Below are 25,687 nucleotides of genomic sequence, written 5' to 3' on the forward strand. Positions count from 1 at the left end.
TTGTGCTGGCGACCATAGCAAGAGTGAACCACCTGATCCCTTCCCGAACTCAGAAGTGAAACCTCTTCGCGCTGATGGTAGTGTGGGGTTACCCATGTGAGAGTAAGTCATCGCCAGCTCATTATTCTAAACACCCTCAACTAATGTTGGGGGTGTTTTTTTATGCAAGAGAGAAAATAAAGTTAGAAAAACAATAATAAATTGAATAGAACTTCTGATTAAAATCTTTATGTCTTTTGATAAATCTGTGCTATACCTAATAAAACGGCATAGAAATTGCTTATCAAAAACTTATATATTAAGTTGTTGAAAAACATAAATTTAAAAGAGTGGGTGAAAATGAAGTTATCGGTTGGATTAAAAGTTGCAAACTCCTTGTCACTGACACCGCAGTTACAACAAGCCATTCGTTTGCTTCAACTTTCGAGCTTGGAACTTGAACAAGAAGTTCAAATTCAGTTGGACAGTAATCCCTTATTAGAAAAAGTCGAAGAACAAAGTAGTGTCGAAAGTTTATCCACCTTAGAAGAGCAAGAGCATGATCAAAAGGATTTGACTAAAGAATTAAATGCAGATCATCTACCGAATGACTTGCCTGTCGATACAGACTGGGATGATGTGTACACTCATTTACCCACGAGTTTGGGAGCAGCGGAATATGAAGAGCGCGAGGATAATCGTCAGGGACATTTAGGTTTAAAAGAGCACATGATGCAACAAATCAATCTGTTGCATTTTTCTCAAGTCGAGCAGCTCATTGCCTACTGTATTGTCGATGCTTTGGATGACAATGGTTTCTTGGATTGTGAAATATCTGAAATCACTACATCTGTGCAACATTTATTGATCTCCATGGAATACGAAGATGAAGTTGAAGACGATGAAGTTTTGGTGGTTTTGAAACATATTCAGCGTTTAGATCCGATTGGTATTGGTTCGCGTAATTTAGCGGAATGTTTATCTATTCAGCTTGAAAGTTTGACTGCAGATGTACCTTATCGGCAGGAGGCGCTGCAACTTTTGCAGCATTATGAGCTATTAATTTCGAATGATTTAGCCAAGTTAATTAAGCAAACGGGTTTAAGCGCAGATCAGCTTCAGCATGTAGTGGCTTTATTAAAAACATTGAAAGCACATCCTGGTACAGCATTTGAAGATCAGGAGTCAGACTATCAAATTCCAGATGTGGTGGTCAGTAAAAAGCAGGACCATTGGCAGGTGCAGCTGAATCCTGATGTTGTACCGAAGCTTAGAATCAATTCATTTTATGCCAATATGATTAAACGCGCAGATCAAAGCGAAGACAATCAATATTTGCGCAATCAAATGTTGGATGCAAAAAACTTTATTAAAAGTGTCGATGAGCGTCATAAAACTTTATTAAAAGTCGCAACCTGTATTGTGCAACATCAACGTGAATTTTTAGAAATTGGTGCTGAAGGAATGAAACCGTTGATTTTGCGTGATGTAGCTGATGAGGTGGAGTTGCATGAATCTACAGTTTCACGGGTGACCACTAATAAATATATGTTAACTCCACGTGGTTTATTTGAATTGAAATATTTCTTTTCAAGTCATGTTGGAACAAGTTCAGGTGGAGAAGCATCCTCAACTGCGATTCGCGCCAAGATAAAAAAATTAATTGCAGAGGAAAATCCACGTAAACCTTTGTCAGACAACACAATTGCAAACCTTCTTAAGGAAGAGGGAATTGATGTAGCACGCCGAACAGTTGCGAAATATCGTGAGTCATTAAATATTCCGTCATCTTCTGAACGAAAAGTCTTGATCTAATTTTTAAAATCGGTCTATTCTAAGGATTCATTATGACCAAATAATGAATCTTTTTTGAAGGAATAGTTAGACATGATTTAAAGTGACCGCTACAGTGATCTGTTATTTGGCAATCAATCATGTGAACTATGCCTTCCTAATCCTAATGAAGGTGAGGGATAGAATTATGCAAATAACAATTCGTGGACATCACTTAGCTATCACCCCTGCAATTGAAGAAAATATTCGACTTAAATTTGCACAAATGACCAAACATCTGGATCAGGTCAATAGTATGCAGGTGAAATTAAGTAAAGATCATCAAATCGATAAACATTCTAAAAAAGGCAGCGCCAATCATATTGCAGAAGCAATTATTCGTTTACCTGGAACGGAGCTTTTTGCGCAGGCTAGTGCAGATGATATGTATACTTCAATTAAGATGATGACAGAAAAATTAAAACGTCAGTTAGAGAAACATCGGAAGATGCAGTTGGATTATCAGCCTTTAGCCATCTAGTTAAAATGTGATTTAAAAAGAGGTTTTGGATAAACCTCTTTTTTTATTGCGATAATGTATAGGATTAATGAATTATTTTTTCTATTTATAGTAAAATGACAGGTTTTTACACCGTTGGTCCTATAAGAGGTCTTTGTGATGAATAGTGAACAGCTCACTGAAATTTTAAAAGCTGCTTTTCCAGAGGCTGAAGTTGCTGTAAGTGGGCAAGGCGGCAAGTTTGATCTTCGTATTGTAGATAATCAGTTTGAAGGTAAGCGTCCTGTTGTTCGTCAACAAGCAGTGTATGCACCATTGAATAGCTATATTGCCAGCGGTGAAGTTCATGCGGTTACAATTCGTGCAATGACACAAGAAGAATGGCGTAAAGCAAGCTTATTTGGAGCTTAATAATTTAATGGATAAATTTTTAATTCAGGGCGGTAATAAGCTCGAAGGTGAAGTGCGTATTTCTGGTGCAAAAAATGCAGCCTTGCCACTTCTTGCTGCAATGATTCTTGCAGAAACGCCAATTACATTGAAAAATGTTCCAAATTTAAAAGATGTAAATACCTTAGTGAAGTTGATCGCAGGCTTGGGCATTAAAATGTCTTATGAAGGCGATACAGTCATTGCAGATACATCAACGTTGGACAACAAATTTGCACCTTATGAATTGGTAAAAACCATGCGTGCTTCTATTTTGGTGCTTGGCCCATTGGTCGCGCGCTATGGTAGTGCAAAAGTATCTTTGCCAGGTGGTTGTGCAATTGGTTCACGTCCTGTCGATCAACATCTTAAAGCACTCGAAGCGTTAGGTGCAGAAATTGAAGTTGAAAATGGCTATGTAAATGCCAAAGTCAATGGTCGCCTTAAAGGTGGCGAAGTGGTCTTTGATATGGTCACTGTTGGCGGTACAGAAAACATTCTCATGGCTGCGGTATTGGCAGATGGTGTTACTACCATTCGTAATGCTGCGCGTGAACCTGAAATTACTGACCTTGCGCAAATGCTCATTAAAATGGGCGCTAAAATTGAAGGTTTAGATACCGATACTTTAGTGGTTACAGGTGTTGAACACTTGCATGGTTGTGAGTATTCGGTGGTTGCTGACCGTATCGAAACGGGTTCTTATTTGGCTGCGGCTGCAATTACAGGCGGTAAAATCAGAACCACACATACCGATCCTGCCTTGCTAGAATCTGTGTTAGATAAGTTTGAAGAAATGGGTGCGGAAGTCACACGTGGCGATGACTGGATTGAGCTGGATATGATGGGCAAGCGCCCTAAAGCCGTGAGTTTCAGAACTTTACCACACCCTGAATTTCCAACAGACATGCAAGCACAGTTAATGGCGGTGAATGCGATTGGACGCGGTTTTGCTACCATTTCGGAAACTATTTTTGAAAACCGTTTTATGCATGTCCCTGAGTTGTCACGTATGGGTGCCAATATTCAGGTAGAAGGCAATGATGCGGTGGTGACAGGCGTAGAAAAACTTTCTGCTGCACCTGTTATGGCAACTGATTTACGTGCCTCATTCTCGTTGGTGTTAGCAGCATTGGCGGCAGAAGGCGAAACATTGATTGACCGTATTTATCATATTGATCGCGGTTATGAAAATGTAGAACAAAAGTTACAAGGTTTAGGCGCCCAAATTAAGCGAGTAAATTGATGAATGACATGAGAAACGATGATCCAAATTTTGACGTCATGGGCAATTTTGATCATGGTTTAACTTTGGCATTAAGTAAGGGGCGAATTTTAAAAGAAACTTTGCCTTTATTAGAAACTGCGGGAATTAATTTACTGGAAGATCCAGATAAATCACGTAAGTTGATTTTCCCAACCACACATAAACAAGTGCGTATTTTAATTTTACGTGCCTCTGATGTACCAACTTATGTTGAAAATGGTGCGGCAGATATTGGGGTTGCGGGTAAAGACGTGCTGATGGAGCATGGCGCTCAAAATGTATATGAGCCGCTGGATCTGAAAATTGCCAATTGTAAATTAATGACTGCGGGCAAAGTTGGTATGCAGCGTCCAAAAGGTCGTTTAAAAATTGCCACTAAATATGTGAATTTGACCCGTCAATATTATGCCAGCTTAGGTGAGCAGGTTGATGTCATTAAACTCTATGGCTCAATGGAATTAGCACCATTGGTCGGTTTGGGTGATTACATTGTCGATGTGGTTGATACAGGTAATACTTTACGTGCCAACGGTTTAGAGCCGCTAGAAGAAATCTGTAAAGTATCTTCACGTTTAATTGTCAATAAAGCCAGTTTTAAGCGCAAGCAAGATTTGCTCAATCCAATTTTGGCACAACTTGAAAAAGCTGTGGCAGAACGAGAGTTGGCAAAACAATCTGCTTAACTTTGAACTTTGTATCCATCATCCTGCCTTCTCAAAAAACCGTCATTCAATGGCGGTTTTTTTATGTTCGTGCATGATTCTGTTCTTGAATTTCCATCAAAACATACTGCTTTCGCCATGTATAGACTCCCACAAAGCCCTAGAAACAAGGTAAACTAAACTTTTCTATCAAACCTTGTGGGTAAATTGATGCGACGTTTATCGACTCAAGATCAAAGCTTTAAACAGGCCTTTGCAGACTTGTTGGCTTTTGAAACTGTCAGTGATCCTGAACTTTTAAAAACTGTAGATCAAATTATTGCTGATGTGCGTCAGCATGGCGATGCGCAGGTTCTTAAACTCACTCAACAGTTCGATCGACATCCAGCGCATCAATTTTCAGAACTTGAGTTAAGTCAGGAGCAACTGAAAGCCGCATTTGATGCTTTAGATAACGAAGTTCGTGAAGCTTTGGAATTGGCTGCTGTACGTATTCGTGAATTTCACCAAGCGCAAAAGCAGGATGGCTGGACTTATGTTGATGCTTTGGGCAATACACTTGGGCAAAAAGTCACGCCATTAGATCGCGTTGGTATTTATGTACCGGGTGGTTTGGCATCTTATCCATCTTCTGTGCTCATGAATGCCGTGCCTGCGCATGTTGCTGGTGTACCTGAAATTATTATGGTGGTACCTGCACCGAATGGTGAACTCAATCCATTGGTTTTGGCGGCTGCATATTTAGCAGGGGTGACTCGTGTATTTACCATTGGCGGAGCGCAAGCTGTTGCTGCATTGGCTTATGGTACAGAAACCATCCCATCGGTAGATAAAATTACGGGGCCAGGTAACCGCTTTGTGGCGGCTGCAAAACGTGCTGTATTTGGTCAGGTTGGCATTGATATGATTGCTGGGCCATCCGAAATTTTGGTTTATGCCGAAGGTGAAAATAATCCTGAATGGTTGGCGATGGATTTACTTTCCCAAGCCGAGCACGACACGGTTGCACAATCTATCTTTATTACACCAGATGCGCAATTGCTGAATCAGGTTGAACAAGCGATTGAACAGCACTTGGCGAATTTGCCTAAAGCTGAAATTGCCCGCACTTCTATTGCAAATCGTGGTGCATTGATCTTAGTCAAAGATCGTCAAGAGGCGATTGAATTGATCAACCAAGTTGCGCCCGAACACTTGGAGTTGTGTATGGATGATCCACAAGTGATGGCAGAAGAAATTCGTCATGCGGGTGCGATCTTTATGGGGCGCTATACACCAGAAGCTATTGGTGATTATTGTGCAGGGCCAAACCACGTATTACCAACGTCGGGTACAGCACGTTTTTCATCGCCATTGGGTGTTTACGATTTCCAAAAACGCTCAAGTCTGATTATGTGTTCAGCTGAGGGCGTGAAAAGTTTGGCGAAAACCGCTGATATTTTAGCGAAGCAGGAAAATCTGGATGCGCATGCACGATCAGCACGTTATCGTTATCAATCATAAATAGCATTACAACCTCTCCCTGACCCTCTCCTAATAAAGAGAGGGGAATTTAAACCACACAAATTTTGTGTCTTTAGTAATGAAAATTCCTCTCCCTTTGGGAGAGGTTAGGAGAGGGTTTAAAGAGAATACAAAATGAATATCACAGCAGAACAAATGCGTTTTTGGAGCCCTGAAGTACGTGAGCTAGAGCCTTATGTACCGGGTGAGCAGCCAAAAATTCAAAATTTATTAAAATTGAATACCAATGAAAACCCGTATCCACCTTCGCCTAAAGTGGTGGAAGCGGTGCAAAAGGTTTTAGAAAACTCGGCAGATGCACTGCGTTTATATCCAGATCCAGATGCGTCTGAGCTTAAGCAAGCCATTGCGAAACAGCAAAATGTAGCTGTTGGAAATGTCTTTGTTGGCAATGGTTCAGATGAAGTCCTTGCACATATTTTTAAGGCTTTTTTTGTTCAGGAACAGCCATTACTGTATCCAGATATCACCTATAGTTTTTACCCTGTATATAGTCAATTTTTTGGGGTAAAAACTAAAATTTTGCCCTTAAATGATGATTTTGAAATTGTAGTTGATGACTATAAGCAAGCCAATGGTGGGATTATCATCACCAATCCGAATGCACCGACCAGTATTGCTTTGGGTTTAAGTGCTATTGAAGAAATTTTACAGGCCAATCCAAATTCAGTGGTAGTGATTGATGAGGCCTATGTCGATTTTGGTGCAGAGTCTGCAGTGAAATTGGTGGAAAAGTATGAGAATCTGGTGGTATGCCAAACCACGTCTAAATCACGTTCTTTGGCAGGTTTACGTGTTGGTTTTGCGATTGCGCAACCACATTTAATTGCCGCACTAGAAGCCGTAAAAAATAGTTTTAACTCCTATCCAATGGATCGTTTTGCAATTGCAGCAGCGGTGGCATCTTTTCAAGATCAGGCGTATTTTGAAGCGCAATGTCAAAAAGTTATTGCTAGCCGTGAGAAATTGGTGACGGATTTAACGAGCTTGGGCTTTAAGATATTGCCATCACAGGCCAACTTTATTTTTGCATCACATCCTCAACAGGATGCGGGTGATTTAGCTACAGCATTACGTGAGCGCGGTATTATTGTACGTTATTTTAATAAACCACGCATCAATCAATATTTGCGCATTACTATTGGTACAGATGAGCAAAATCAACGCTTGGTCGATACTTTAAAACAGGATATTTTGGCTTAATTGTTAAAATATAAATAGCAGCGAGTGAGGTTTCGAATTCACTCGCTTTTTTGTTTACTGCTATTGCGCAGGTTTGTACCAGCAGTTCAATAAGTCCAACATTGCTGAAACCTTGTCAAAACACTCTTGATATTCTGCTTCACAAACAGATGCAATCGTGACTCCACCGCCAGCCCATAATGAAACATTTTGCTGATATTTTTGAATAGAACGGATCAGAATATTCCAAGAACCCGTTCCATCGGCATCAAAATAACCCATAGAGCCGCAATAGGCGCCACGTGCTGCACCTTCGAGTTCATCTATAATTTGCATGGCACGAATTTTCGGCGCGCCTGTAATTGACCCACCTGGCAAGGCAGACATCAACACATCAAAAGGATTCATCTCGGCTTTTAGTGTTGCGGTCACTTCACTGACCATGTGATGCACTTGGTTAAAAGACTCAATATTGAATAACTTTGGCGTTTTGACGCTGCCAGTTTCGGCATAAACACTTAAATCATTACGTAATAAATCCACAATCATCACATTTTCAGCCTGATCTTTTTTAGATTCACTTAATTGTTGTTTCGATTGTCGGTCTAATTCAGGATCGCCATAACGTGGCATCGTGCCCTTAATGGGTTTTGTGGTAATTTTTCGATTTTCCTCAAAATCGATAAAGAGTTCGGGCGAACAACTTAAAATTTCAAAATCACCAATACGTAAATAACCTGCATAAGGTGCATTGGTCAGTTGCCAAAACTGTGCTGCAGTTGCTAAAAGTGGACCTTGAGCCTCAGCGCTAAACTCTTGCGTAAGATTAATTTGATAACAATCTCCTGCCACTATATAGTCTTGAACATGTTGAAAGGCGCGTTGGTAATCTGTGAAATTCCAGCGGGCTTGACACTTTTGGCTTAATTGGAACTGTTCAATTATGGTTGATTGAGTATATAAATTTAAAATAAAATCAAAGATTTGAGTAGCAGCATCGTCTGAACTATAAAAATACCAGCCATCAGTTTCTTGCTGTAAATAGCTTTTAAATTGACCTAAAAAAATACTTGGCTGGGGACGAGACTGCATATTGATGTGTTGCTGTGCTGCTGCATCATACGAAACAAACCCCATTACACTGCAAAATGGGGCGGTGTCAGCATCTTCTAAAGCACCGAGATGAGCTGTTAAATCTAATTGAGTTGGACTTAATTCATATTGATCCAATGCCGTTTTTTGAAAGTAAAAATGTTGATGGTTTTGCTGCACACAATAGCGTTCAGCCAAAAAAGCAATACGTGCCTTTCCATTATTTTGCAAATAAATACAATGTGAAAGTGCTGCCAAAGCTTGCAAAATTCTTGCAGCCTCATATTCAGGTTCACAGAATAATTTTTTAAAATGAGTAGGATAGGACATAAAGCGTAAACAGCTGAGAGATTTTAAAAGGCTATTTTACATGATTGCAGCAGATAAAAAGCAAATAACCGTTTGTCGGTAAGATGTGGATTGCGACCAACAGCAGTTGAACAAAAAATAACTCAGATATACCTTTGTATGTGCAAACCGGCTACTCAAGGAATGTGTGTCAGTGTTGTCCTCATCAAATAAAAACACAATCACTGGCACTGAGTGGTAAAACCAAAAAAATAATACTCTCGGGAGAGTAACAAGATGAAAAAATTTACTAAACTTGCTTTGGTATCATCAATCGCGTTAACGACAAATGCAATGGCAATGCAGGCAATGGACGATACTGCATTAAGCGCAACTACTGGTCAAGATGGTTTAAGCATCGGGATTGGTATTTCTAAAATCGAAATTGAAAAACTTTTAATCCATGATAACGATGGTTTGGTTAGTGATGGTGCCAAAGCAGCAGTTGCTCCTGTCTTAGATGCGAATGGTAATGTTGTAACTCCTGGTACACCAGCTGTTCTCGGTTCTCTAGGTGGCACAAACAAAGCTGGTGCAATTGTTATTAAAGGCAATGGTATTTCTGGGGATGCAAATGAAAAGCATGGTATTGTGATTGGTGCGAACTATGATAATAATGGTGCTTACTTATTAACTTCTCGTAACTTAGCAGACTTGGTAATTGATTCGGATGCTGGTACTAGTGGTACTGGTGGTGCATTTATTAATGTTGCAGCTCAAGTATCTGGCTTAGATATCAAGATTGGTGAAATTGGTGTATCTGCATCAAATGCTGAAAATACAAGTACGACCTCTATCCGCCGTGGTAATGATGATAAGAACTATAATGCAATTTTATCTGGCTTAACGTTAAAAACAGGTAAAATGGATGCCAATATTCAATTGGGTGCAGCGCCACAAGGTGCAATGGTTAAATTGAATACCAAAATGATTGGTGGTTTAGAAATTAAAAACTTAGGTATTTTGGATAACTCAACTAAAGGCAAAGCAGTTGGTTCTGTAAATGTTGGTGGCAATCCAACAGCTGTGACAACGAAGGAAGCGGGTGAAATCTTTATTGAAAGCATTAAAATTGCAGATGCAGATAGTAAAGATTTGACCCTAAATCAAGATATCCAAGTATTTAATGATGCTTATGTTGGCGGTGGTACTACTCTTGGTAAGGCTGCGCATATTCGCATTGTAAGCAATGACACTGGTGCCAAAGACCAATATATTAAAGGTATTCATTTAGGTAGTCGTACTGCTGCTTCTATTGGTGATATGGAAGTTCAAGGACTTCAAACTTACTACAGTACTTCTCAGGGTAGCTACACTAAGGGTGCTGTTATCACCATTTCAGGTCACTAATTTAAAAACTGAAAAAGCGCGTGAATTCACGCGCTTTTTTTTACAAATAAACTCATGAGTTCGCAAAAAAATATAGAAAGACCTTTTTTTTTTCTTTAAAACGAGTATCTTTCTAAATACAAGGAAGTAGAGTGAAAGCTCTAAAAATAAAAATATTAGGCAGGTATTGCCGAGAACTAAAAAGTAAAAATATATGTTAGAGATCGCTTTGGGCTCGGCATTGATCTATTACGCTGCCACACAAGCCTTTGATTTAAAAGAACAGCATCCTGAAACTGTGCGTTACACAGAAACTTTGGATTCTAGGAATAATTCCTTTACCCGTATGCACAGAGAGCCTGTGCAAATTAAACCTGCTTTAGAAGATCAATTTCGTGGAATTGTGCGCCAAGCCTATGACTATAGTTGTGGTTCAGCGGCTTTAACAACCTTGCTGAATGGTTATGTAGGAACACAATTAAACGAGCAACAAACCATGAGTGGTTTGCTGCGTTATGGAGAATACGAACGAATTATTGAACGTCGTAGTTTTTCACTATTGGATATGAAGCGCTTTGTCGCAGCTTTGGGCATGGAAAGTGGTGGATATCGCGGGGAATTTTCGGATTTAGTTAAACAAGGACAGCCTGCGATTGTGCCGATTTCCTATGCAGGTTTTAAACATTTTGTGGTGTATAAGGCATATAAAAATGGACGTGTCTATGTGGCAGACCCTGCATTAGGCAATATCAGTTTCGATGAAGAACGCTTTAAAGAAGTTTGGGAGAATAACACCTTATTTCTAATTAATGTCGCACCGCAAAATCGTCAAACTATGTTGGCATTACAAGAAAAAGACTTGCGTCATGTGGAAGACGCAACAGTGAATCGTTATGCCTTTGTTGATATTCAATATCCACAATTTGCGATGGAAAAAATAGCCGATAAAGCATCGACAATACGTCTAGAGCGTAATGTAAATAAAGATTCTGAAAATTACGGACAGTACGAGCATCGTTTTTTAAGACTCTACTACAAAAACAAATAATCAGTTGTTCACGAAATACAAAAATAAAAAATGGAAGGGGTAAATCATGGATCGTAAATGGATGAATAAAACCTTATTGGCTCTCAGTATTCAAATGGTATTTGGGGTGGCTTATGCCGCAGAGGAGCCGCAATTAGGGGAATATGAAACCACAACTGAACAGGCAGAAGTATCAGATACAGCAGCATCAACTGCAGATACAAGTGCTGAAACAAATAGTGCGGTTGTCGCTGCAAATGGTGCACAAGCAGCATCATCTGCTTTGCAACAGCAAGAGGGCGACGCAACCAAAGAGGCGAATTTAGAGGAAGTGTTTACCTCGAATGAGCGTCAATATTCCCTTATGAGACAAGGTGAAATTTCATCTTATTATGATATTGATTATACCTATCATCGTGATACGCAGCTCGACCTTGAAATGGCTCAAGGTCAGTTGTATCAGCTTCGTGTGCAAGAAAATGCGTCCCACGCATTAACTAACACCTTCACCGCACAATATGGTTTGCGTGACAATTTAACTTTATCTGCTTCTGTACCATTGGTTGCAAAGTCAGACTTGTTAAAAGATGCCACGGCAGCAGGCTTGGGGGATATTTCTTTAGGTGCACGTTGGGAGCCATTCCCATTAAAAGCGGGGCGTTTACCTTTAATTTTATTCGCAAATTTATCGACCAAAACGGGGGATAGTCCTTACGAGATTAATCCTGTTAAAGATTTATCAACAGGTAAGGGTTACTACTCTGCAGGCATCGGTGCAAGTACGCGTAAGTATATTGACCCAGTTGTATTGTTTGCTTCTGCTTCAGCCAACTATGGTTTTAAAGAAAGCGGTCTCAATCAAATTCGCGGTAGCCGTATTATTGAAGAGTTTGAGCCAGGTATTAGTGGTGGTTTTGCTTTTGGTTTTGCTTATTCGTTTAACTACGATGTGTCGATGACCATGTCCTATCAGCAAAGCTTTAATACAGGTTCGGAGTTTACTTATCATACGGGTGAAAGCTATTCACCTGCAGACCAGACCAGTTCGACTTTGGCTATTTCATTAGGCGTTCGCGTTTCACCTGAAACCATTGTGAATGGTACGGTAGGAATCGGTCTGACCGAAGACGCGCCAGACGTATCACTTGGTTTGTCATTCCCACTGGATATTCTCGGTTTCGGTAAAAAAATTCGCTAAGAGGCTAGTCGCATGAAAATGATACGACTTCGCCCGTTAGTGACTGCAATTATACTGTCGGGCTGTTCAGGGGCTGCTTTTGCGCAGCTTGGACAAAACTTATCTGTCGATATTCGTTCTTTGACTATGGGGAATGCGGTCACTGCAGATCCTCCTGGTATTAGTGCGATTCACTTTAACCCTGCTGCACTGACCAAGATTGAAGGTTTGCAAACAGATGTGCAAGGGGTGTTGGCACATTTTGATGTACAGCGTGAGCTTTCCGTTCCAGCAGGTTATGACGTATTTGGTTATTCTGATGACCCTGTGGTGTGTAACGATGGACCAGAAATTTTGGCCGATTTTTGTACCGATTTTAAAGGTACAGTACAAGCCGATGTAGAATATCCAACGCTGTATGTCCCGATTCTGAAAAAATTTGTCGATTTGGGTAAAGGCATGCCACTGGCAGCGCCAACCAACGGTATTGCCTATAATCCACCAGGTTCCAAAGTGACCTTTGCCACCGCATTATATGCGCCGTTGATTGCGGGCTTTGGTGCCGAAAATGGTAACCCTGGTAACTTTATGGGACAACAGGTTGCCTTAGAGCGTATTACTTATCTTTCTCCATCTATCGCCTATCAAGTCAATGATGAATTGTCAGTCGGTGCGTCAATAGGGATGTCTTACCAAGCCATCGCCATGAATACCGATTTACGCTTCCCGAATGAACTGATCGGGATGTTACGTATGGTGGATGAAGTGGTCTGTACGCCATTTAAAGAAAACGCCAATATCATCACCGATATTTTGTTGCTCGGGATTTGTAATGCCGAAGAAGGCATGAATCCATTTTCCCGTTTTGGGCAAATGCAACTGGCGGTTGAGCAAAGTTTAAGCCCGAGTTATAACTTGGGTATTTTGTGGGAACCGACAGAAGATTTTAGCTTTGGTATGGTGTATCAGAGTGCAGCTAAAATGCGCTTAAAGGGCAAATATCATATTGATAACTCGAAAGCACCACGTGAGTTAATTAATGGTTTGATGTCTTCACCAACAGGTCAGATTTTAGCGGCAATTTTAGGTTTCCCAAGTTATATTCCAGCCAGTGAGTCTGGTTTGGTTTCTATGGATTTTGAATATCCTGCGCACTTTCAAGCGGGGATAAAATATAAAGTCATGCCTGATTTACAAGTCAATTTTGATGTGGGCTGGACTGACTATAAAGCATGGGATAAATTCAAATTCGAGTTTGACCGTCAAATCTCGGCATTAAAAATTGCAAAATTGCTTTCGGAGCATGTGTCTGATGACAGTTTAGCTTTGCCATTAGAGTTTAAGTCACCGTGGAACTGGGGTGTTGGCATCGAATATTCAGCCACAGACCGTTTAAAACTGCGTGCGGGTTATGAACCACGTGGTAGTGCGATTCCTGACAATAAACGTAACACTATGGTACCAATTAATAATGCACGTTTATTCGGTCTGGGTGTGGGATATCGTTTTGATGCAGATACAGACCTTGATTTATCCATCGGCTTTTTACAAAGTAAGGATAAAATTCCAGCCAATACCAGTAGCTTAGCCAATAAGGAAGGTGTGAATAACCTGCTGTTAAACCCTTATGCGGGTTTGAATGTGAAAACGGATACAAAAATTACAATTCTTGGATTGAGTTATAGAACACGATGGTAAGTTCAGTACGGAAAATAAAACGGACTTTATTTTCAAAGTCGATACTCACACTGATTTTCAGTATGGGATCGGTGTGTTACGCGAATCAGTTTTACACCATTATTGGACCAGATGGTCGTCCAATTGTGGTGCAGCGTAATGCTGCAGAAAAAAAGCAAACGATACAGGCGTTGGAAACCGCACAACAGCAAAAGCAAGTCCAACAAAAGCAACTACAAGAAAACCAACAACAAGACCAGTTTAAGCAAGACAAGGTGCATCAAGTACAGCAGATAACTGCTCAAACATCCGTTCAGGTATCTAAAAATATTTCTGTTCAGGCGAGCAAGCAACTGAATTTGTCTAAGCCGAATATCTCAGAACAATCCGCTATGTCACAAAATCAGGCTAGTCAAAGCAAAGAGAACTCATCATTGCGTGCATCACACACTGAGCCAAATGCAGTGCAGCAAGATATTTCCAGTGCGGAATCTGTTCATCAAACAGGATTGGCAAAAGAAGCAGCGATCAACAAAGTCGCGGTAAAACCATCTGTACTAGAGGATTTACAACAGCTTCCTCAGCAATTTGCGATTGATCCATCCACAGTGTCTGTTTCTAAAAAAACACCAGATCAAGCATCGCATGCATCTGCCCAACAAACGGGTTTTATGGAGATGGCGGGAGAACAGTATGTTAAAAGTGAGTATTTGGAAGATCAGGAGTTTAATTTAGAAGGAAAAAAACGCTTTTATAGTATGCCAGAAGGCATAATTGACACAAAAAATGGCGGTGGTGCTCGTATGCAAGTGGTCGAACGTGAACGTGGTGTAAGCCGTTCCGTTCTCAATAAATTATTTAAAAAGCAATCGGTTGCTGAGCCTCACGCTATTGTTTTGGCTGCAGACTATTATCGTGTTAATCAAGCTGAAGCAATTGAGGGTTTGGGGCAGCAATGTTTTGCTGAAAGCAAAAAAAATAAAGCTAAAACCTTAAAAGCACAACAAGATTTAAATTTGTGGCCTAGAGCTCCCTTAACCGAAAAATTTGATTATGAATTGGTGAAGTTAGAAGGCAATATTCAAAATATTCAAATCAACTCTTATGCCATGAAGCAAAATCAACCGACCTTTTATTGGCCGTTTGTGGTTTTTCTGGATCAAAAAGGCTGTGTGATTGAAGGTGCAGGTGGTTTTAGAAATCAGGATACTGCAGGCAATGTCTTACGACACGAGGTAATAGAAGGTATGCTGCAACTTCCAAAAAATAGCCACTATGTATTATTAACGCCATTGGCTTCTGCAGTGGATATGGAACATCGCGCGCTCAGTAACCAAGGGCAATTAAAACTCATTGCGATACGCTAACAACAATAAGAGAATTCAGGATGAAAACAAGACATATTTTACCTTTTGCAACGACAGCATTGATGGCGGCATTGAGTGGCTGTGGTGGAGAAAGTGCCAATATTAATCCAGAGCCTAATGCTGTGGCGTATATCAACGGGAGTTGTGCCAGTACAGCAAAAAACTGCGTGGAATTTGCATTGGATTATCCTGTGGATGGTTTGAATTTTACCTGTAGCAGTGATACCAGTAAAACCTACATCACCATGATTGAGCCGAAAAGTAATGCGGCAACAGGTAAATGTAGTGAAGGAGATAAAGTCCACTTCTTTATTCAGGAAAAGACCAATCAATATATTGATTTAGGGACAGTATCATTGTCTGATATTGGAATGGTCAGTACTGCAGGTGCGGGTTATCCACGTTTAAGTGTGTTAGATATGGCACGTGGATTAACAGGACGCCAAGCAACGAGTTTAAGTAGTAGTGACGAAACGATACAGGTCGCGACTGCAATTGTACGCTTGCTACAAGCACTTTCTGTTGAAGGTGGAGGAACCATTGCAGGTGATATTCAGCCTTTAACGATTACGACACTCAAAAAAGAACAATTGGCAAATATTGCTGAGTCCGTTGAGGTTGGTGACTATCGTTCAGGGGCTTATGCCAGTATTTTACGCCCGTGGGTAGATGTGTCACAGGTATCTCAAGATGATGCTTATCAAGCATTAAACACCTTGGTTTACATGAATAACTCGGCATCTTATCAAGCTAACTATCCAATTTTAGCCAAAGAAGATTCACAATTACCACAAGGTTTATATGGCTGTAATTTGGCAGACTGTAAATCTACGGTCGCAGATTTGAAACACCTCATTGGGCAATATCAACTAATCACAGACCGTTCTGGATATACCTTCGGTTATGGTATGCAATGGAAAGGTGCGGTGTCTGCAAACACGACCAACCCAATTTTAACGGTGAGTGGTGAATTGATTCGTAAAGTACGTCCTGAGCGTATGGTAGCAGCAGCACAAACCACATGGGTCAACCCATTGAATAAACGTATTCAGGGGCCATTCCGTTTTAGTGTGAATGACAATGCGGCTGATGATTTTAAAATTACCCAAGGTAAGGTGTTTAATGATTATTTAATTGCAGGCACGGAAGGTTTTTATAAATTATTGACCAAATCTACAACAGCGAATCCTGCAGATTATGGTCAATGGCAACAAACCATAGGTACCGATCAGTTCAAAGGTTCTTTTGATGCCTATAAATTCTTTTCTGTGAACTTTTTGGATAATCGCGTTTTTAAAACCCAGAAAAATGTACCTTTAGGCAGTCGCTATATTTTCCCAATTTATGCAACCTTGACCTTTAATTTTGATGGCGGAACGACGACAGATAGCATCAAATTAGGTGTTGTTTTAGATGAAGATGGCAATATTCGTACAGATATAGCACCAAATGCCACAGAAACCGATATGTCTGGTCAGTGTGCAGCAATTCGTCAGTCTGGTGCTGAATATGTTGATACAAATGGTGTGCAGCAATACCGTATAGGTGTGTTAGGTGCAACCGATATCGACAATAAAGCAGTTACTTTGCGTATGATTTTGGCCAATCCAATATTTCATAAACTTGATGGCGCAGTCATTGGTTTGAATACCAAAATTGAAGCGGTTGAAGGTGGAAATGGTCAAGTGGTGGGCGGTGCACGTGCCAATATTGGCAATTTAGTTGCAGCCAACTCTACACGTATTACATTGTCTGATTTCAATGGCTCAACAGTGAAGTGGAGCAATATTTATCATGCGCAACTTGCAACTTACGTGGCTCAAAACCCAGCTTTAGCAACCGATACAGATAAAGCTTTGGTGAAAGCCCAAGGTGGAGCTGTAAGTCTAGATGTTGCCGAATGTTATAACCCAGATAAAGTGCGTATTTAGCATTAATTTCCTATGATATAGAGATGAAAATAGCTCACTACTCAGTGGGCTATTTATTATTCAGATTTTAGCTTGATTCAAATGAACATCATGTGGGGTTTTTAACCCGTATGATCGGTACGTGAACCTAAGGTTTCTAAGTGGGTCGTGAAATGGTTGTTTTTTCGATCTGCAAAGTAGTGTTGTAAAGTACGTTCTACACTTGGGAAAGCCAATTCAGACCACGGAATTTCATCTTCACTAAACAAGCGTGATTCGATGGTTTCTTCACCTGCACCAAATTGACCATTCAACAATTGAGCTTTGAACAGCACATAAATTTGCCCAATCCGTGGAATGTTATACATGCAATAAAGTTGTTCGATTTCAATTTCCGCTTCGGCTTCTTCGCGGGTTTCACGGGCAGAACCTTGCTCCATGGTTTCAAACATTTCCATATAGCCTGCGGGTAAAGTCCACAAACCATAGCGTGGTTCAATTGCACGACGACACAACAATACTTTATTTTCCCAAACGACCAATGCACCACAAATGACTTTTGGATTGACATAGTGAATATTGCCACATGCGCTACACACTTGACGTAATTGCTGATCGCCAAGCGGAATTTTCGTTGTTGTTTTTTGTCCACAATTTCCACAAAAGTTCATAGTGATCGTCATTGTTGAAGGGAGTTCTCAGAATAACTGAAAATTTCAACTTTGGCATCCTCTCTATCTATTGCCCACCTATTTCAGCTATGATGAAAACTTAGACAAGGAGAATTATAAGGCATGATTGATCATTCGCTCACGCATCTATTACAGCAACGTTTGCGCTTTTCTAAAACGTTCATGGAAGCGCATGCAGCGGTATTGATTGCCATTACCGACGAGTCTGATCCAAAGGTATTGCTAACCCGCCGTTCTACCTTACTCAATAATCACGCGGGTGAGGTGTCTTTCCCTGGTGGCAAACGCGATCCGCAAGATACCAGTAATATTGTGGTGGCATTGCGTGAAGCGCAGGAAGAAACTGCATTAAATCCATTTGAAGTGCAGTTGATTGGTGACTTGCCAATGCAAAAAGCCCGTAATGGAATGTTAGTCAAACCTGTGGTGGGGCTGATTCCCCCAAAAGTAGAACTAATTGCACAACCTTCAGAAATTGATCGGATCTTTTTTGCTTCTTTACAGCATTTGATGGAAGCGCCACCAACGCCGTATGAAGTGAGCTTTGCACAACAAAAATTATATTTTCCGAGCATGCAGGTTGAAGATGAAGTGGTTTGGGGTTTAACAGCGCGGATGTTGGTGTCTTTATTTGAATATGGTTTGGATTATCGTAAAGAATGGCCGTTTTTGTTAAATTCACCAACATTTAAGAAATAGAAAAATTTTGATGTGAGGATAGGAAGGAACCATGTTGTATAAATTTAAAGGATATGCGCCTAAAGCCATGCAGCAACCGTGGGATGGTTGGGTGGCGGATAATGCCACGGTCATTGGTCAGGTTGAGTTGGGGCAGAAAGTCAGTATTTGGTTTGGGGCTGTGATACGTGCCGATAACAGTAAAATCAAATTGGGTAATTTTAGCAATGTTCAGGAAAATGCTGTATTGCACACCGATGCAGGCATTGAAATGCAGATTGGTGATTATGTGACTATTGGACATCAGGCGATGTTACATGGTTGTACCGTGGGCGATAACAGTCTGATTGGCATTAATGCAGTGGTACTGAATCATGCGGTGATTGGTAAAAACTGTATTATTGGCGCGAATGCTTTAATTCCTGAAGGGAAAGTGATTCCCGATAATTCTGTGGTGATGGGTTCTCCCGGTAAAGTGGTTAAGACTTTGGATGAGTCTGCAGAAGCACGTTTAAAAATGAGTGCGCTGCACTATGCTGAACATTTTCAGCATTTTGTAAACCTAGAGCCTGCAACACTCTAAAATAGAATTTGCATCGTTTAGTCAAACGCATTTTTTAGCTGTAATTACATAGAATTTTATACTCAGGAATTGCAATCTAAGGGATGTAAATCCTCGCGTGAATTTCAGGAGTGGAGTATCATAACGCCAATTTTTGATATTTACTCCTTGAAGGTTGTGCATGAAATTGCTGGCATTGGAAACTGCCAATGAGCAGTGTTCCGTTTCGATTGTAGATGAAACACAGGAACTCTTTTTTCAATTAGATGCGCGAGCAAAAGCACAAACGCAAACCATCTTACCGATGATTGAGCAAGGCTTTGCTGAAACTCAAATTAGTACGGCTGATCTGACTGCAATTGCCTTTAGCCGTGGCCCGGGTTCTTTTAGCGGTGTGCGAATTAATGCGGCAGTCACGCAAGCTTTGGCGTGGGCGCATGATGTGCCTGTAATTCCTGTATCGACTTTGCAGGCATTGGCGCAGGCGGCTTATCGTCTTGAAGGATTAACTGCGGTTACGGCTGTGTTGGATGCACGCATGAATGAAGTGTATATCGCCAGTTATGAGCTAGATGCACAAGGAATTATGCAGGCGGTTGATCAGGAACAATTATTGAATTATAGCGATGCTGCACAGGCGGTACGCTTTGAATTAGTCGGTTCTGGGGCGGGTCTGATTGATCAAGAACAAATACAATACAAAGGCTTAAGTGCAAGCGCACAAGATATTGCTACTATTGCACGCGTCTGTGCACAGCAACAGCAATGGGTCAGCGCAGAACAAGCATTGCCTGTTTATTTACGTGACAATGCTTGGAAAAAAATTCCAGAACAAGGCAAGGCATAATTAGGGTTATTTATGGATCTTTTACTGCTGCTCAAAGCGGCAATTATGGGTATTGTAGAAGGGATTACCGAATTTCTACCCATTTCTAGCACAGGACATTTGATTCTAGCTGCAGAGCTAATGGACTTTTGGACCAAAGAAAAAAGCGATGTATTTGTGATTGCCATTCAAATGGGAGCAATTGCAGCGGTCATATATGAGTACTGGACACGTCTATGGGGCGCAGCCACAGGCATGTTTACTGGCGAAGAAAAAGGTCGACGCTTGGGCTTTGGTCTGATTATGGCATCTATTCCAATTATTCTGATTGGATTGACCTTTGGGCAGACTGTAAAAGAATTACTCTTTAATGATGTTGCCGTGGCGATTGGTTTGATTATTGGCGGTTTTATTATTATGTGGATTGAAAAACATCCACCACAAGTACGTGCCCATGAGGTTGAAGAACTAACTTATCGAGATGCTATTTGGATTGGTCTAATTCAGGTATTGTCGCTGATTCCGGGGACTTCGCGTTCAGGTGCAACCATCATTGGTGCGATGTTCTTGGGTGTATCGCGAAAAGCAGCAACTGAGTTTTCCTTCTTTTTGGGAATTCCTGTCATTATTGGCGCAGGCTTGCTCGACTTATATCAAAGCTATGATGTATTCCAAACTACTGAAGATTGGACCGTACTCAGCTTCGGGATCATCGTCTCTTTTGTTTCCGCACTTTTGCTGATCCGTGCATTGGTGGCTTATGTGGCGAAACGTGATTTTATGATTTTTGCTTGGTATCGTATTGCTTCAGGTTTAATCATTTTATTGTTCGCATTCACAGGCTGGAAACTATGGTAAGCGAACTTCGCTTATACACCGAAGCCGAGTGGCTCACTCAAGCACAGCATTATTCTGCTGTGCTTTTGTCTAGAGGCGTGCAAACGTGCATTGAAACAGTAGAAAAACTCAATGCGCGTTTTTTGCGTTTGAACCCTGAATTGGCATTGTGTGTAGATGCTGAAGGGTTGTGGTTGTGTGCCAATGGCATGAAAATGCAACCCGATTGGAAAGCTGAAGTTGGGCGATTGAAACGTGCCTCTTTAAAATCGGAAATGATTGCTCGTGCCTGTAATTTGTCGGAAAAACCAAGCCTGATTGATGCTACGGCAGGATTAGGACACGACAGCTTACTCATGGCACACTTGGGTGCTCAGGTCACGTTGTTGGAGCGTCATCCTATTCTTTTTACTTTGTTGGAGGATGCTAAACGCCAAGCCGCAGATGATCCTTTTTTAGCAAGTGTTGTTGCCCGTATCCAGTTGGTTTTTACAGATTCAGCAGATTATTTACGCAACTGCGCAGCGCAGGGCAAAGTGGTTGATGTGGTGTATTTAGACCCGATGTTTCCGCAGCGAGATCAACATCAACAGGCGCAGAAAAAGCAGGCACAAGTCAAAAAACAAATGCAGTTATTACATTTGTTGTTACCTGAAGATGGTGAAATGGATTTAGGTGATCATTTACTGGGTTTGGCACAGCAAATTGCCAAACGTGTTGTGGTGAAGCGTCCACGTTTAGCAGTGTTTTTGGCGGGGCAGGAAACCACACATCAATGGCAGGGTGATGCTTGCCGATTTGATGCCTATTTCCAAGCAAATTTGAACAATGGGTAGATTTCTACCACTAAAGCAGTGGCAAGGCGTTCAATGCTTCTATAATGCGCAAAGATTTGTTATATAGTTAAAATTGACAATTGATAATTACGACGACAAGCATAAACTTGGAGTGTGGAAACGCGAGCTGCGATTAACAGAATCCTATGATTGACTTCAAACCCTCCATTAATTTTTGGCACGATTTTAAAAGCAACCAAGCCGCAGGCGTTTGGTTATTTTTGGGTTCGCGACGCTCTTTGCAAATTATTCGTCCTTCTATCTTACAACTGATTTTTTGGGGGATTTTAGGTGGTCTTGCCAATACCTTATTCAGTTGGTTGGTCGCGGGAGAAGTGGGTGAATTTAACCCACAAGGTTTGGTCAGTTATGCCTTGTGGCCCTTTATTGCCTTAATTGTCGGAATTATTCTTTCTCAGCGTGTCAATAACCCGCGTTTATTGTTAGTACCTGCTTTGTTGTGGTTGGTATTAGATACTCACGTTGCATTATTACAAAGCTTGATTCAATACATGGGCATGATGGATGTCTTGCCGTATGTGTTATATGACTATTTACCTACCATTTTTATGGTGCTGTTTGTTTGGCAAAGTTTGGCAGTAGTGTGGGTGTTTTCACGTGAGCTGCATTGGCCGTGGTGGGAACGTGCGCTGATTGTTTTAGCGACCTTATTCACTTTGGTGGTTTGGCAAATGTCAGTGAAAAGTCAGCCCATTTGGAAGGTAGAAGAAGTTCCACCAAGTCTAAGCGAAGCAGCTTTTTATGCACAAAGCCGTGTGCTAAATAAAGCTTTAGACAGTATTCAATATGGGGAATTTGCTCAATCGCATTGGTACTTTTTAGGGGTTGCAGGGGCGAGTTATCAAGACGTATTTATGTCTGAAATTGAGCGCATTCGTGAACAGTTTGATACCCGTTTTGGTACTTTTGGGCGTTCGATGGTGTTAATTAATAACCCAATGACCCGCAATGTAATTCCAATTGCTTCGCAAACCAGTATTGAATTAGCGCTGCGCCGTATTGGACAGCGCATGAACCGTGAAAGTGATGTGCTGTTTTTATATATGACCTCACACGGTTTAAAAGATCATTTTGAAATTGAAAATGCACCACTTGACTTAAATCAGGTCGATCCGAAATGGTTACGCGATACTTTGGATAAATCGGGTATTCGTTGGCGTGTGATCGTCATTTCAGCCTGTTATTCAGGTAGCTTTGTATCCGCCTTGCAAGATGATAATACCTTGGTGATTACTGCATCGGCAGCAGATCGTGAGTCGTTTGGTTGTTCAAACGAAGCTGATTATACTTATTTTGGTCGTGCCTTTTTTGATCAGGCTATGCGTGAACAAAACTCTTTTGCTAATGCTTTTAATGAAGCCAAAGTGACTGTGGCGAAATGGGAGCAAGCGCAAGGTTTTGAACCTTCAGAGCCACAATGGGCAATTGGTAAAAATATGGAATTGATGTTGCCACAATTAGAGCAGCGTTTGTTTCCTCAAAAAAGTGTTGCAACATCGGCTGAAATTCAATTGAGTGCACAATCTGTTCAATAAGCCAAAGAGGAGAGGGTGATGGAGTTAATTCAGAACAACCGCTGTTTTGAGGGTGAGCAACGGATTTATCGTTTTTATTCAAATGCTTTACAGACTGAAACTCAGTTTGGCATTTTTTTACCAGAACAAGCTTTGGCGGGGCAGGCGTGTCCTGCGGTATTTTATTTGGCGGGTTTAACGTGTAACGAAGAAACCTTTGCGATTAAAGCACATGCGCAGCACATGGCAGCACAATTGGGATTAATCTTGATTAGTCCAGATACTTCACCACGTGGTGAAGCTGTTGCGAAAGGCGACCATTGGGATATTGGACAGGGTGCAGGTTTCTATATCAATGCGACACAATCACCGTGGGCGGCACATTATCAAATGGAAACTTTTGTCACCGATGAGCTTTATCAATTGGTGCTGCAACAGTTCCCAATTCAGGCACAGCACGTTGGCATCATGGGGCACAGTATGGGCGGTCATGGTGCATTGACCCTCGCGTTTAAATATCCTGAAAAATTTAAGTCAGTGTCTGCTTTTGCTCCGATTTGTGCGCCAAGCCAATGCCCGTGGGGTGAAAAAGCGTTTTCGAATTATTTAGGTACAGATCAGCAAGTATGGTTACAGCACGATGCGACTGCTTTGGTGCAGGCCAAAGGTGCATTGTTCAGTGAAATTTTGATTGATCAGGGATTGAAAGATCAATTCTACAGTCAGCTCAATCCTGCATTATTTCAGCAAGCTTGCGATGCGGTTGGGCAAAAATTGAGTTTGCGGGAACATGCAGGCTATGATCATGGCTATTATTTCATTCAAAGCTTTATAGATCAGCATTTGCAATTCCATGCGGTACAATTGCAAGCGGACTAAGCCAAGTACTCAATTTTACGCATTGATTTTTAAACTTTTCTAGGCAAGTTGTTCACTTTTTATTAGAATGTTGAAGACTTGCTTTTTTACCATTTGGAAACATTGCTCATTTGGGTTTGAGTGTCTGGGTAAAATAACGACCGCACAATAAAATAAATAAGGCATCACATGCACAATTCAGAATGGGATTCACCACAACAAGCAACGCCATCTTCCCCGTTTTTTCCAGTGGAACCGACAACGCCACCCGCACGGAATCCATTACTTGGACGGATTCATCATTTTCAGTTTCATGGTAGTGCCTCAGAGTATTTTGGTATTTGGATTGTCAATATTTTGTTGATGATCGTGACCTTTGGGTTGTATGCACCGTGGGCAAAAGTACGTCGTTTGCGCTATTTTTATGGCAATACCGAATTAATCAAACGTCGTTTTGATTTTACAGGCATCCCACATAAAATTTTATTGGGACGTTTAATTGCCATTGGAATTTATGTTGCGATCTCGGTGGTTTCCAATTATGAACCGTACCGGGTTTGTCGGAGACTTTTTTATTTAAGTTAGGCCACCTGACCTAACGGGTTAATCTTATCATAGTACATTGCTTCAAACTCAAAAGGTGATACATAACCCAGTGCACTGTGTACACGCTTTTTATTGAACCAATCTACCCAGTTTAGTGTCGCAAGTTGTACATCCGCTAAACCTTGCCAATCCGCTTTTAAATATTCAATCACCTCTGTTTTGTATAAGCCATTCACCGTTTCAGCCAAAGCATTATCGTATGAATCACCGGTCGTACCGACTGATGCTCGTAAATTTGCAGCTTCTAAACGATTGGTATAGCGAATAGAAAGATATTGAACACCTCTATCGGAATGATGAATCACATTCTTTGGCATGCCTCGATCGTGCAATGCTTGCTCAAGTGCATCGAGCACCATATCTGTATTCATACGTGTTGATACTTTCCATCCAACAATTGCTCGCGAGAACACATCAATAATAAAGGCGGTATAGACCCAGCCTGAATGAGTTTGAATATACGTAAAGTCACTCACCCACAGTTGGTCAGGATGATCAGCATTAAAATTACGTTTCACTAAATCATCTGCTCTTTTTTGATCATCTCGGCTACGGGTGGTTTGTTTATTCTTACCACGCCAAACACCTTGTATAGCTAGCTTCTGCATCAATCGAGCAACTGTACAACGTGCGATAACATAACCTTCACGTTTCAATTGTTGCCAGACCTTACGCACACCATATCGACCTGAACTTTCTTTCCAAATTCGTTGAATTTGTTCAGCATGATGCTCATCATGTAGATCTCGTTTCGCTCGATGTTCTGGATTGTCAGCGAGATCTAAAGTTCGGTAATAGGTTGAAGCTGCGATCGGTAAAATCCTACAAATCGCATCAACACCATATCGATCTTTATTGTTATGGATGAAATCCACCATTATTTGTGTGGGCGGTCGAGCTCCGCCTGGGCGAAAAAAGCGGCTGCTTTACGTAGAATTTCATTGGCACGTTTTAATTCTTTAATTTCACGTTCCATTTGCTTCATTTTTTCTTG

General features: G+C 41.0%; 22 protein-coding genes, 1 rRNA gene, 2 pseudogenes and 1 other annotated feature. Of the genes and pseudogenes, 22 read left to right on the plus strand and 3 right to left on the minus strand.

The annotated features are described in order from the left end of the window. The first annotated feature begins 4 nt into the window (after positions 1-4). From rrf to hisC, 8 genes are all read left to right on the plus strand, one after another. Positions 5-119 (plus strand): 5S ribosomal RNA (gene rrf, locus FTT74_RS12765). Positions 120-339: 220 nt separating this feature from the next. Further along, entirely contained in the window at positions 340-1,794 is a 1,455-nt protein-coding gene (locus FTT74_RS12770; RefSeq protein WP_179989116.1) for an RNA polymerase factor sigma-54, read from the plus strand. Between the two features lie 166 nt (positions 1,795-1,960). Further along, entirely contained in the window at positions 1,961-2,293 is a 333-nt protein-coding gene (gene hpf, locus FTT74_RS12775) for a ribosome hibernation-promoting factor, HPF/YfiA family (protein ID WP_004975196.1), read from the plus strand. A 138-nt stretch (positions 2,294-2,431) separates the two neighbouring features. Further along, on the plus strand, positions 2,432-2,683 hold the full coding sequence (ibaG, locus tag FTT74_RS12780; RefSeq protein ID WP_179989115.1) for a BolA family iron metabolism protein IbaG: 252 nt from the start codon (positions 2,432-2,434) through the stop codon (positions 2,681-2,683). Positions 2,684-2,690: 7 nt separating this feature from the next. Next, a complete protein-coding gene (gene murA, locus FTT74_RS12785) occupies positions 2,691-3,947 on the plus strand; it encodes a UDP-N-acetylglucosamine 1-carboxyvinyltransferase (RefSeq protein ID WP_179989114.1) in 1,257 nt (418 codons plus the stop codon). Further along, the gene (gene hisG, locus FTT74_RS12790; protein WP_004975201.1) at positions 3,947-4,651 is read left to right on the plus strand and encodes an ATP phosphoribosyltransferase; all 705 of its coding nucleotides are present in this window, start codon (positions 3,947-3,949) and stop codon (positions 4,649-4,651) included. The genes murA and hisG overlap by 1 nt, the downstream gene beginning before the upstream one ends. 177 nt (positions 4,652-4,828) lie before the next feature. Continuing rightward, entirely contained in the window at positions 4,829-6,133 is a 1,305-nt protein-coding gene (gene hisD, locus FTT74_RS12795; protein ID WP_162495523.1) for a histidinol dehydrogenase, read from the plus strand. A gap of 135 nt (positions 6,134-6,268) precedes the next feature. Further along, positions 6,269-7,357: a histidinol-phosphate transaminase gene (gene hisC / locus FTT74_RS12800; RefSeq protein WP_179989113.1), complete on the plus strand. Its 1,089-nt coding sequence runs from the start codon at positions 6,269-6,271 to the stop codon at positions 7,355-7,357. Between the two features lie 60 nt (positions 7,358-7,417). Here hisC and FTT74_RS12805 read toward each other — a convergent pair whose 3' ends face one another. Beyond that, the gene (locus FTT74_RS12805; RefSeq protein WP_179989112.1) at positions 7,418-8,758 is read right to left on the minus strand and encodes an anthranilate synthase component I family protein; all 1,341 of its coding nucleotides are present in this window, start codon (positions 8,756-8,758) and stop codon (positions 7,418-7,420) included. A gap of 255 nt (positions 8,759-9,013) precedes the next feature. On the opposite strand from FTT74_RS12805, the gene FTT74_RS12810 reads away from it, so the two are divergent. The 6 genes from FTT74_RS12810 to FTT74_RS12835 all read left to right on the plus strand — a co-directional run bounded on the left by FTT74_RS12810 (position 9,014) and on the right by FTT74_RS12835 (position 17,284). Next, a complete protein-coding gene (locus tag FTT74_RS12810) occupies positions 9,014-10,126 on the plus strand; it encodes a DUF6160 family protein (RefSeq protein ID WP_179989111.1) in 1,113 nt (370 codons plus the stop codon). A gap of 193 nt (positions 10,127-10,319) precedes the next feature. Continuing rightward, positions 10,320-11,153, plus strand: coding sequence for a C39 family peptidase (locus FTT74_RS12815; protein WP_070154338.1), 834 nt, complete (start codon positions 10,320-10,322; stop codon positions 11,151-11,153). Between the two features lie 46 nt (positions 11,154-11,199). Then, positions 11,200-12,330 carry a hypothetical protein gene (locus tag FTT74_RS12820; protein ID WP_004975214.1) on the plus strand — a complete coding sequence of 377 codons (1,131 nt, stop codon included), beginning with the start codon at positions 11,200-11,202 and terminating at the stop codon, positions 12,328-12,330. Between the two features lie 12 nt (positions 12,331-12,342). Then, positions 12,343-14,007 carry an OmpP1/FadL family transporter gene (locus FTT74_RS12825; RefSeq protein WP_070154334.1) on the plus strand — a complete coding sequence of 555 codons (1,665 nt, stop codon included), beginning with the start codon at positions 12,343-12,345 and terminating at the stop codon, positions 14,005-14,007. Then, positions 14,001-15,353 (plus strand): putative pilus assembly protein FilE, encoded by a 1,353-nt coding sequence (gene filE, locus FTT74_RS12830; protein ID WP_179989110.1) that lies wholly within the window; start codon positions 14,001-14,003, stop codon positions 15,351-15,353. The genes FTT74_RS12825 and filE overlap by 7 nt, the downstream gene beginning before the upstream one ends. A 20-nt stretch (positions 15,354-15,373) precedes the next feature. Further along, a complete protein-coding gene (locus tag FTT74_RS12835) occupies positions 15,374-17,284 on the plus strand; it encodes a flagellar protein FilF (RefSeq protein ID WP_179989109.1) in 1,911 nt (636 codons plus the stop codon). Positions 17,285-17,385: 101 nt separating this feature from the next. Here FTT74_RS12835 and FTT74_RS12840 read toward each other — a convergent pair whose 3' ends face one another. Next, on the minus strand, positions 17,386-17,934 hold the full coding sequence (locus FTT74_RS12840; RefSeq protein WP_026438436.1) for an NUDIX hydrolase: 549 nt from the start codon (positions 17,932-17,934) through the stop codon (positions 17,386-17,388). Positions 17,935-18,057: 123 nt separating this feature from the next. Between FTT74_RS12840 and FTT74_RS12845 the strand changes: the two genes are divergently transcribed. From FTT74_RS12845 to FTT74_RS12880, 8 genes and pseudogenes are all read left to right on the plus strand, one after another. After that, complete coding sequence (locus FTT74_RS12845; RefSeq protein ID WP_179989108.1) at positions 18,058-18,654, plus strand: CoA pyrophosphatase; 597 nt, start codon at positions 18,058-18,060, stop codon at positions 18,652-18,654. 31 nt (positions 18,655-18,685) lie between these two features. Then, a complete protein-coding gene (locus tag FTT74_RS12850; protein WP_179989107.1) occupies positions 18,686-19,216 on the plus strand; it encodes a gamma carbonic anhydrase family protein in 531 nt (176 codons plus the stop codon). Positions 19,217-19,376: 160 nt separating this feature from the next. Further along, positions 19,377-20,042 carry a tRNA (adenosine(37)-N6)-threonylcarbamoyltransferase complex dimerization subunit type 1 TsaB gene (gene tsaB / locus FTT74_RS12855; RefSeq protein ID WP_179989106.1) on the plus strand — a complete coding sequence of 222 codons (666 nt, stop codon included), beginning with the start codon at positions 19,377-19,379 and terminating at the stop codon, positions 20,040-20,042. A gap of 12 nt (positions 20,043-20,054) precedes the next feature. Beyond that, positions 20,055-20,879: an undecaprenyl-diphosphate phosphatase gene (locus FTT74_RS12860; protein ID WP_136143576.1), complete on the plus strand. Its 825-nt coding sequence runs from the start codon at positions 20,055-20,057 to the stop codon at positions 20,877-20,879. Then, on the plus strand, positions 20,873-21,694 hold the full coding sequence (locus FTT74_RS12865; RefSeq protein WP_179989105.1) for a class I SAM-dependent methyltransferase: 822 nt from the start codon (positions 20,873-20,875) through the stop codon (positions 21,692-21,694). The genes FTT74_RS12860 and FTT74_RS12865 overlap by 7 nt, the downstream gene beginning before the upstream one ends. A gap of 146 nt (positions 21,695-21,840) precedes the next feature. Further along, a complete protein-coding gene (locus FTT74_RS12870) occupies positions 21,841-23,250 on the plus strand; it encodes a C13 family peptidase (protein WP_179989104.1) in 1,410 nt (469 codons plus the stop codon). A gap of 18 nt (positions 23,251-23,268) precedes the next feature. Further along, positions 23,269-24,108, plus strand: coding sequence for an S-formylglutathione hydrolase (gene fghA / locus FTT74_RS12875; protein ID WP_179989103.1), 840 nt, complete (start codon positions 23,269-23,271; stop codon positions 24,106-24,108). 168 nt (positions 24,109-24,276) lie between these two features. Beyond that, positions 24,277-24,630: pseudogene (locus tag FTT74_RS12880) on the plus strand (DUF898 family protein); the annotation flags it as partial. A 38-nt stretch (positions 24,631-24,668) separates the two neighbouring features. Here FTT74_RS12880 and FTT74_RS12885 read toward each other — a convergent pair. After that, positions 24,669-25,687, minus strand: a pseudogene (locus FTT74_RS12885) (IS3 family transposase); the annotation flags it as partial. Next, positions 25,497-25,613, minus strand: a sequence feature (AL1L pseudoknot). It overlaps the preceding pseudogene by 117 nt.

Origin of the sequence: Acinetobacter sp. YH01007 (assembly GCF_013420425.1) — a bacterium.
GTDB classification, from domain to species: Bacteria; Pseudomonadota; Gammaproteobacteria; order Pseudomonadales; family Moraxellaceae; genus Acinetobacter; species Acinetobacter towneri.

Coding starts and splice junctions, on each gene's coding strand:
- FTT74_RS12770 (WP_179989116.1), top strand. CDS start 340: ATGAAGTTATCGGTTGGATTAAAAGTTGCAAACTCCTTGTCACTGACA.
- hpf (WP_004975196.1), top strand. CDS start 1,961: ATGCAAATAACAATTCGTGGACATCACTTAGCTATCACCCCTGCAATT.
- ibaG (WP_179989115.1), top strand. CDS start 2,432: ATGAATAGTGAACAGCTCACTGAAATTTTAAAAGCTGCTTTTCCAGAG.
- murA (WP_179989114.1), top strand. CDS start 2,691: ATGGATAAATTTTTAATTCAGGGCGGTAATAAGCTCGAAGGTGAAGTG.
- hisG (WP_004975201.1), top strand. CDS start 3,947: ATGAATGACATGAGAAACGATGATCCAAATTTTGACGTCATGGGCAAT.
- hisC (WP_179989113.1), top strand. CDS start 6,269: ATGAATATCACAGCAGAACAAATGCGTTTTTGGAGCCCTGAAGTACGT.
- FTT74_RS12805 (WP_179989112.1), bottom strand. CDS start 8,758: ATGTCCTATCCTACTCATTTTAAAAAATTATTCTGTGAACCTGAATAT.
- FTT74_RS12810 (WP_179989111.1), top strand. CDS start 9,014: ATGAAAAAATTTACTAAACTTGCTTTGGTATCATCAATCGCGTTAACG.
- FTT74_RS12815 (WP_070154338.1), top strand. CDS start 10,320: ATGTTAGAGATCGCTTTGGGCTCGGCATTGATCTATTACGCTGCCACA.
- FTT74_RS12820 (WP_004975214.1), top strand. CDS start 11,200: ATGGATCGTAAATGGATGAATAAAACCTTATTGGCTCTCAGTATTCAA.
- FTT74_RS12825 (WP_070154334.1), top strand. CDS start 12,343: ATGAAAATGATACGACTTCGCCCGTTAGTGACTGCAATTATACTGTCG.
- filE (WP_179989110.1), top strand. CDS start 14,001: ATGGTAAGTTCAGTACGGAAAATAAAACGGACTTTATTTTCAAAGTCG.
- FTT74_RS12835 (WP_179989109.1), top strand. CDS start 15,374: ATGAAAACAAGACATATTTTACCTTTTGCAACGACAGCATTGATGGCG.
- FTT74_RS12840 (WP_026438436.1), bottom strand. CDS start 17,934: ATGAACTTTTGTGGAAATTGTGGACAAAAAACAACAACGAAAATTCCG.
- FTT74_RS12845 (WP_179989108.1), top strand. CDS start 18,058: ATGATTGATCATTCGCTCACGCATCTATTACAGCAACGTTTGCGCTTT.
- FTT74_RS12850 (WP_179989107.1), top strand. CDS start 18,686: ATGTTGTATAAATTTAAAGGATATGCGCCTAAAGCCATGCAGCAACCG.
- tsaB (WP_179989106.1), top strand. CDS start 19,377: ATGAAATTGCTGGCATTGGAAACTGCCAATGAGCAGTGTTCCGTTTCG.
- FTT74_RS12860 (WP_136143576.1), top strand. CDS start 20,055: ATGGATCTTTTACTGCTGCTCAAAGCGGCAATTATGGGTATTGTAGAA.
- FTT74_RS12865 (WP_179989105.1), top strand. CDS start 20,873: ATGGTAAGCGAACTTCGCTTATACACCGAAGCCGAGTGGCTCACTCAA.
- FTT74_RS12870 (WP_179989104.1), top strand. CDS start 21,841: ATGATTGACTTCAAACCCTCCATTAATTTTTGGCACGATTTTAAAAGC.
- fghA (WP_179989103.1), top strand. CDS start 23,269: ATGGAGTTAATTCAGAACAACCGCTGTTTTGAGGGTGAGCAACGGATT.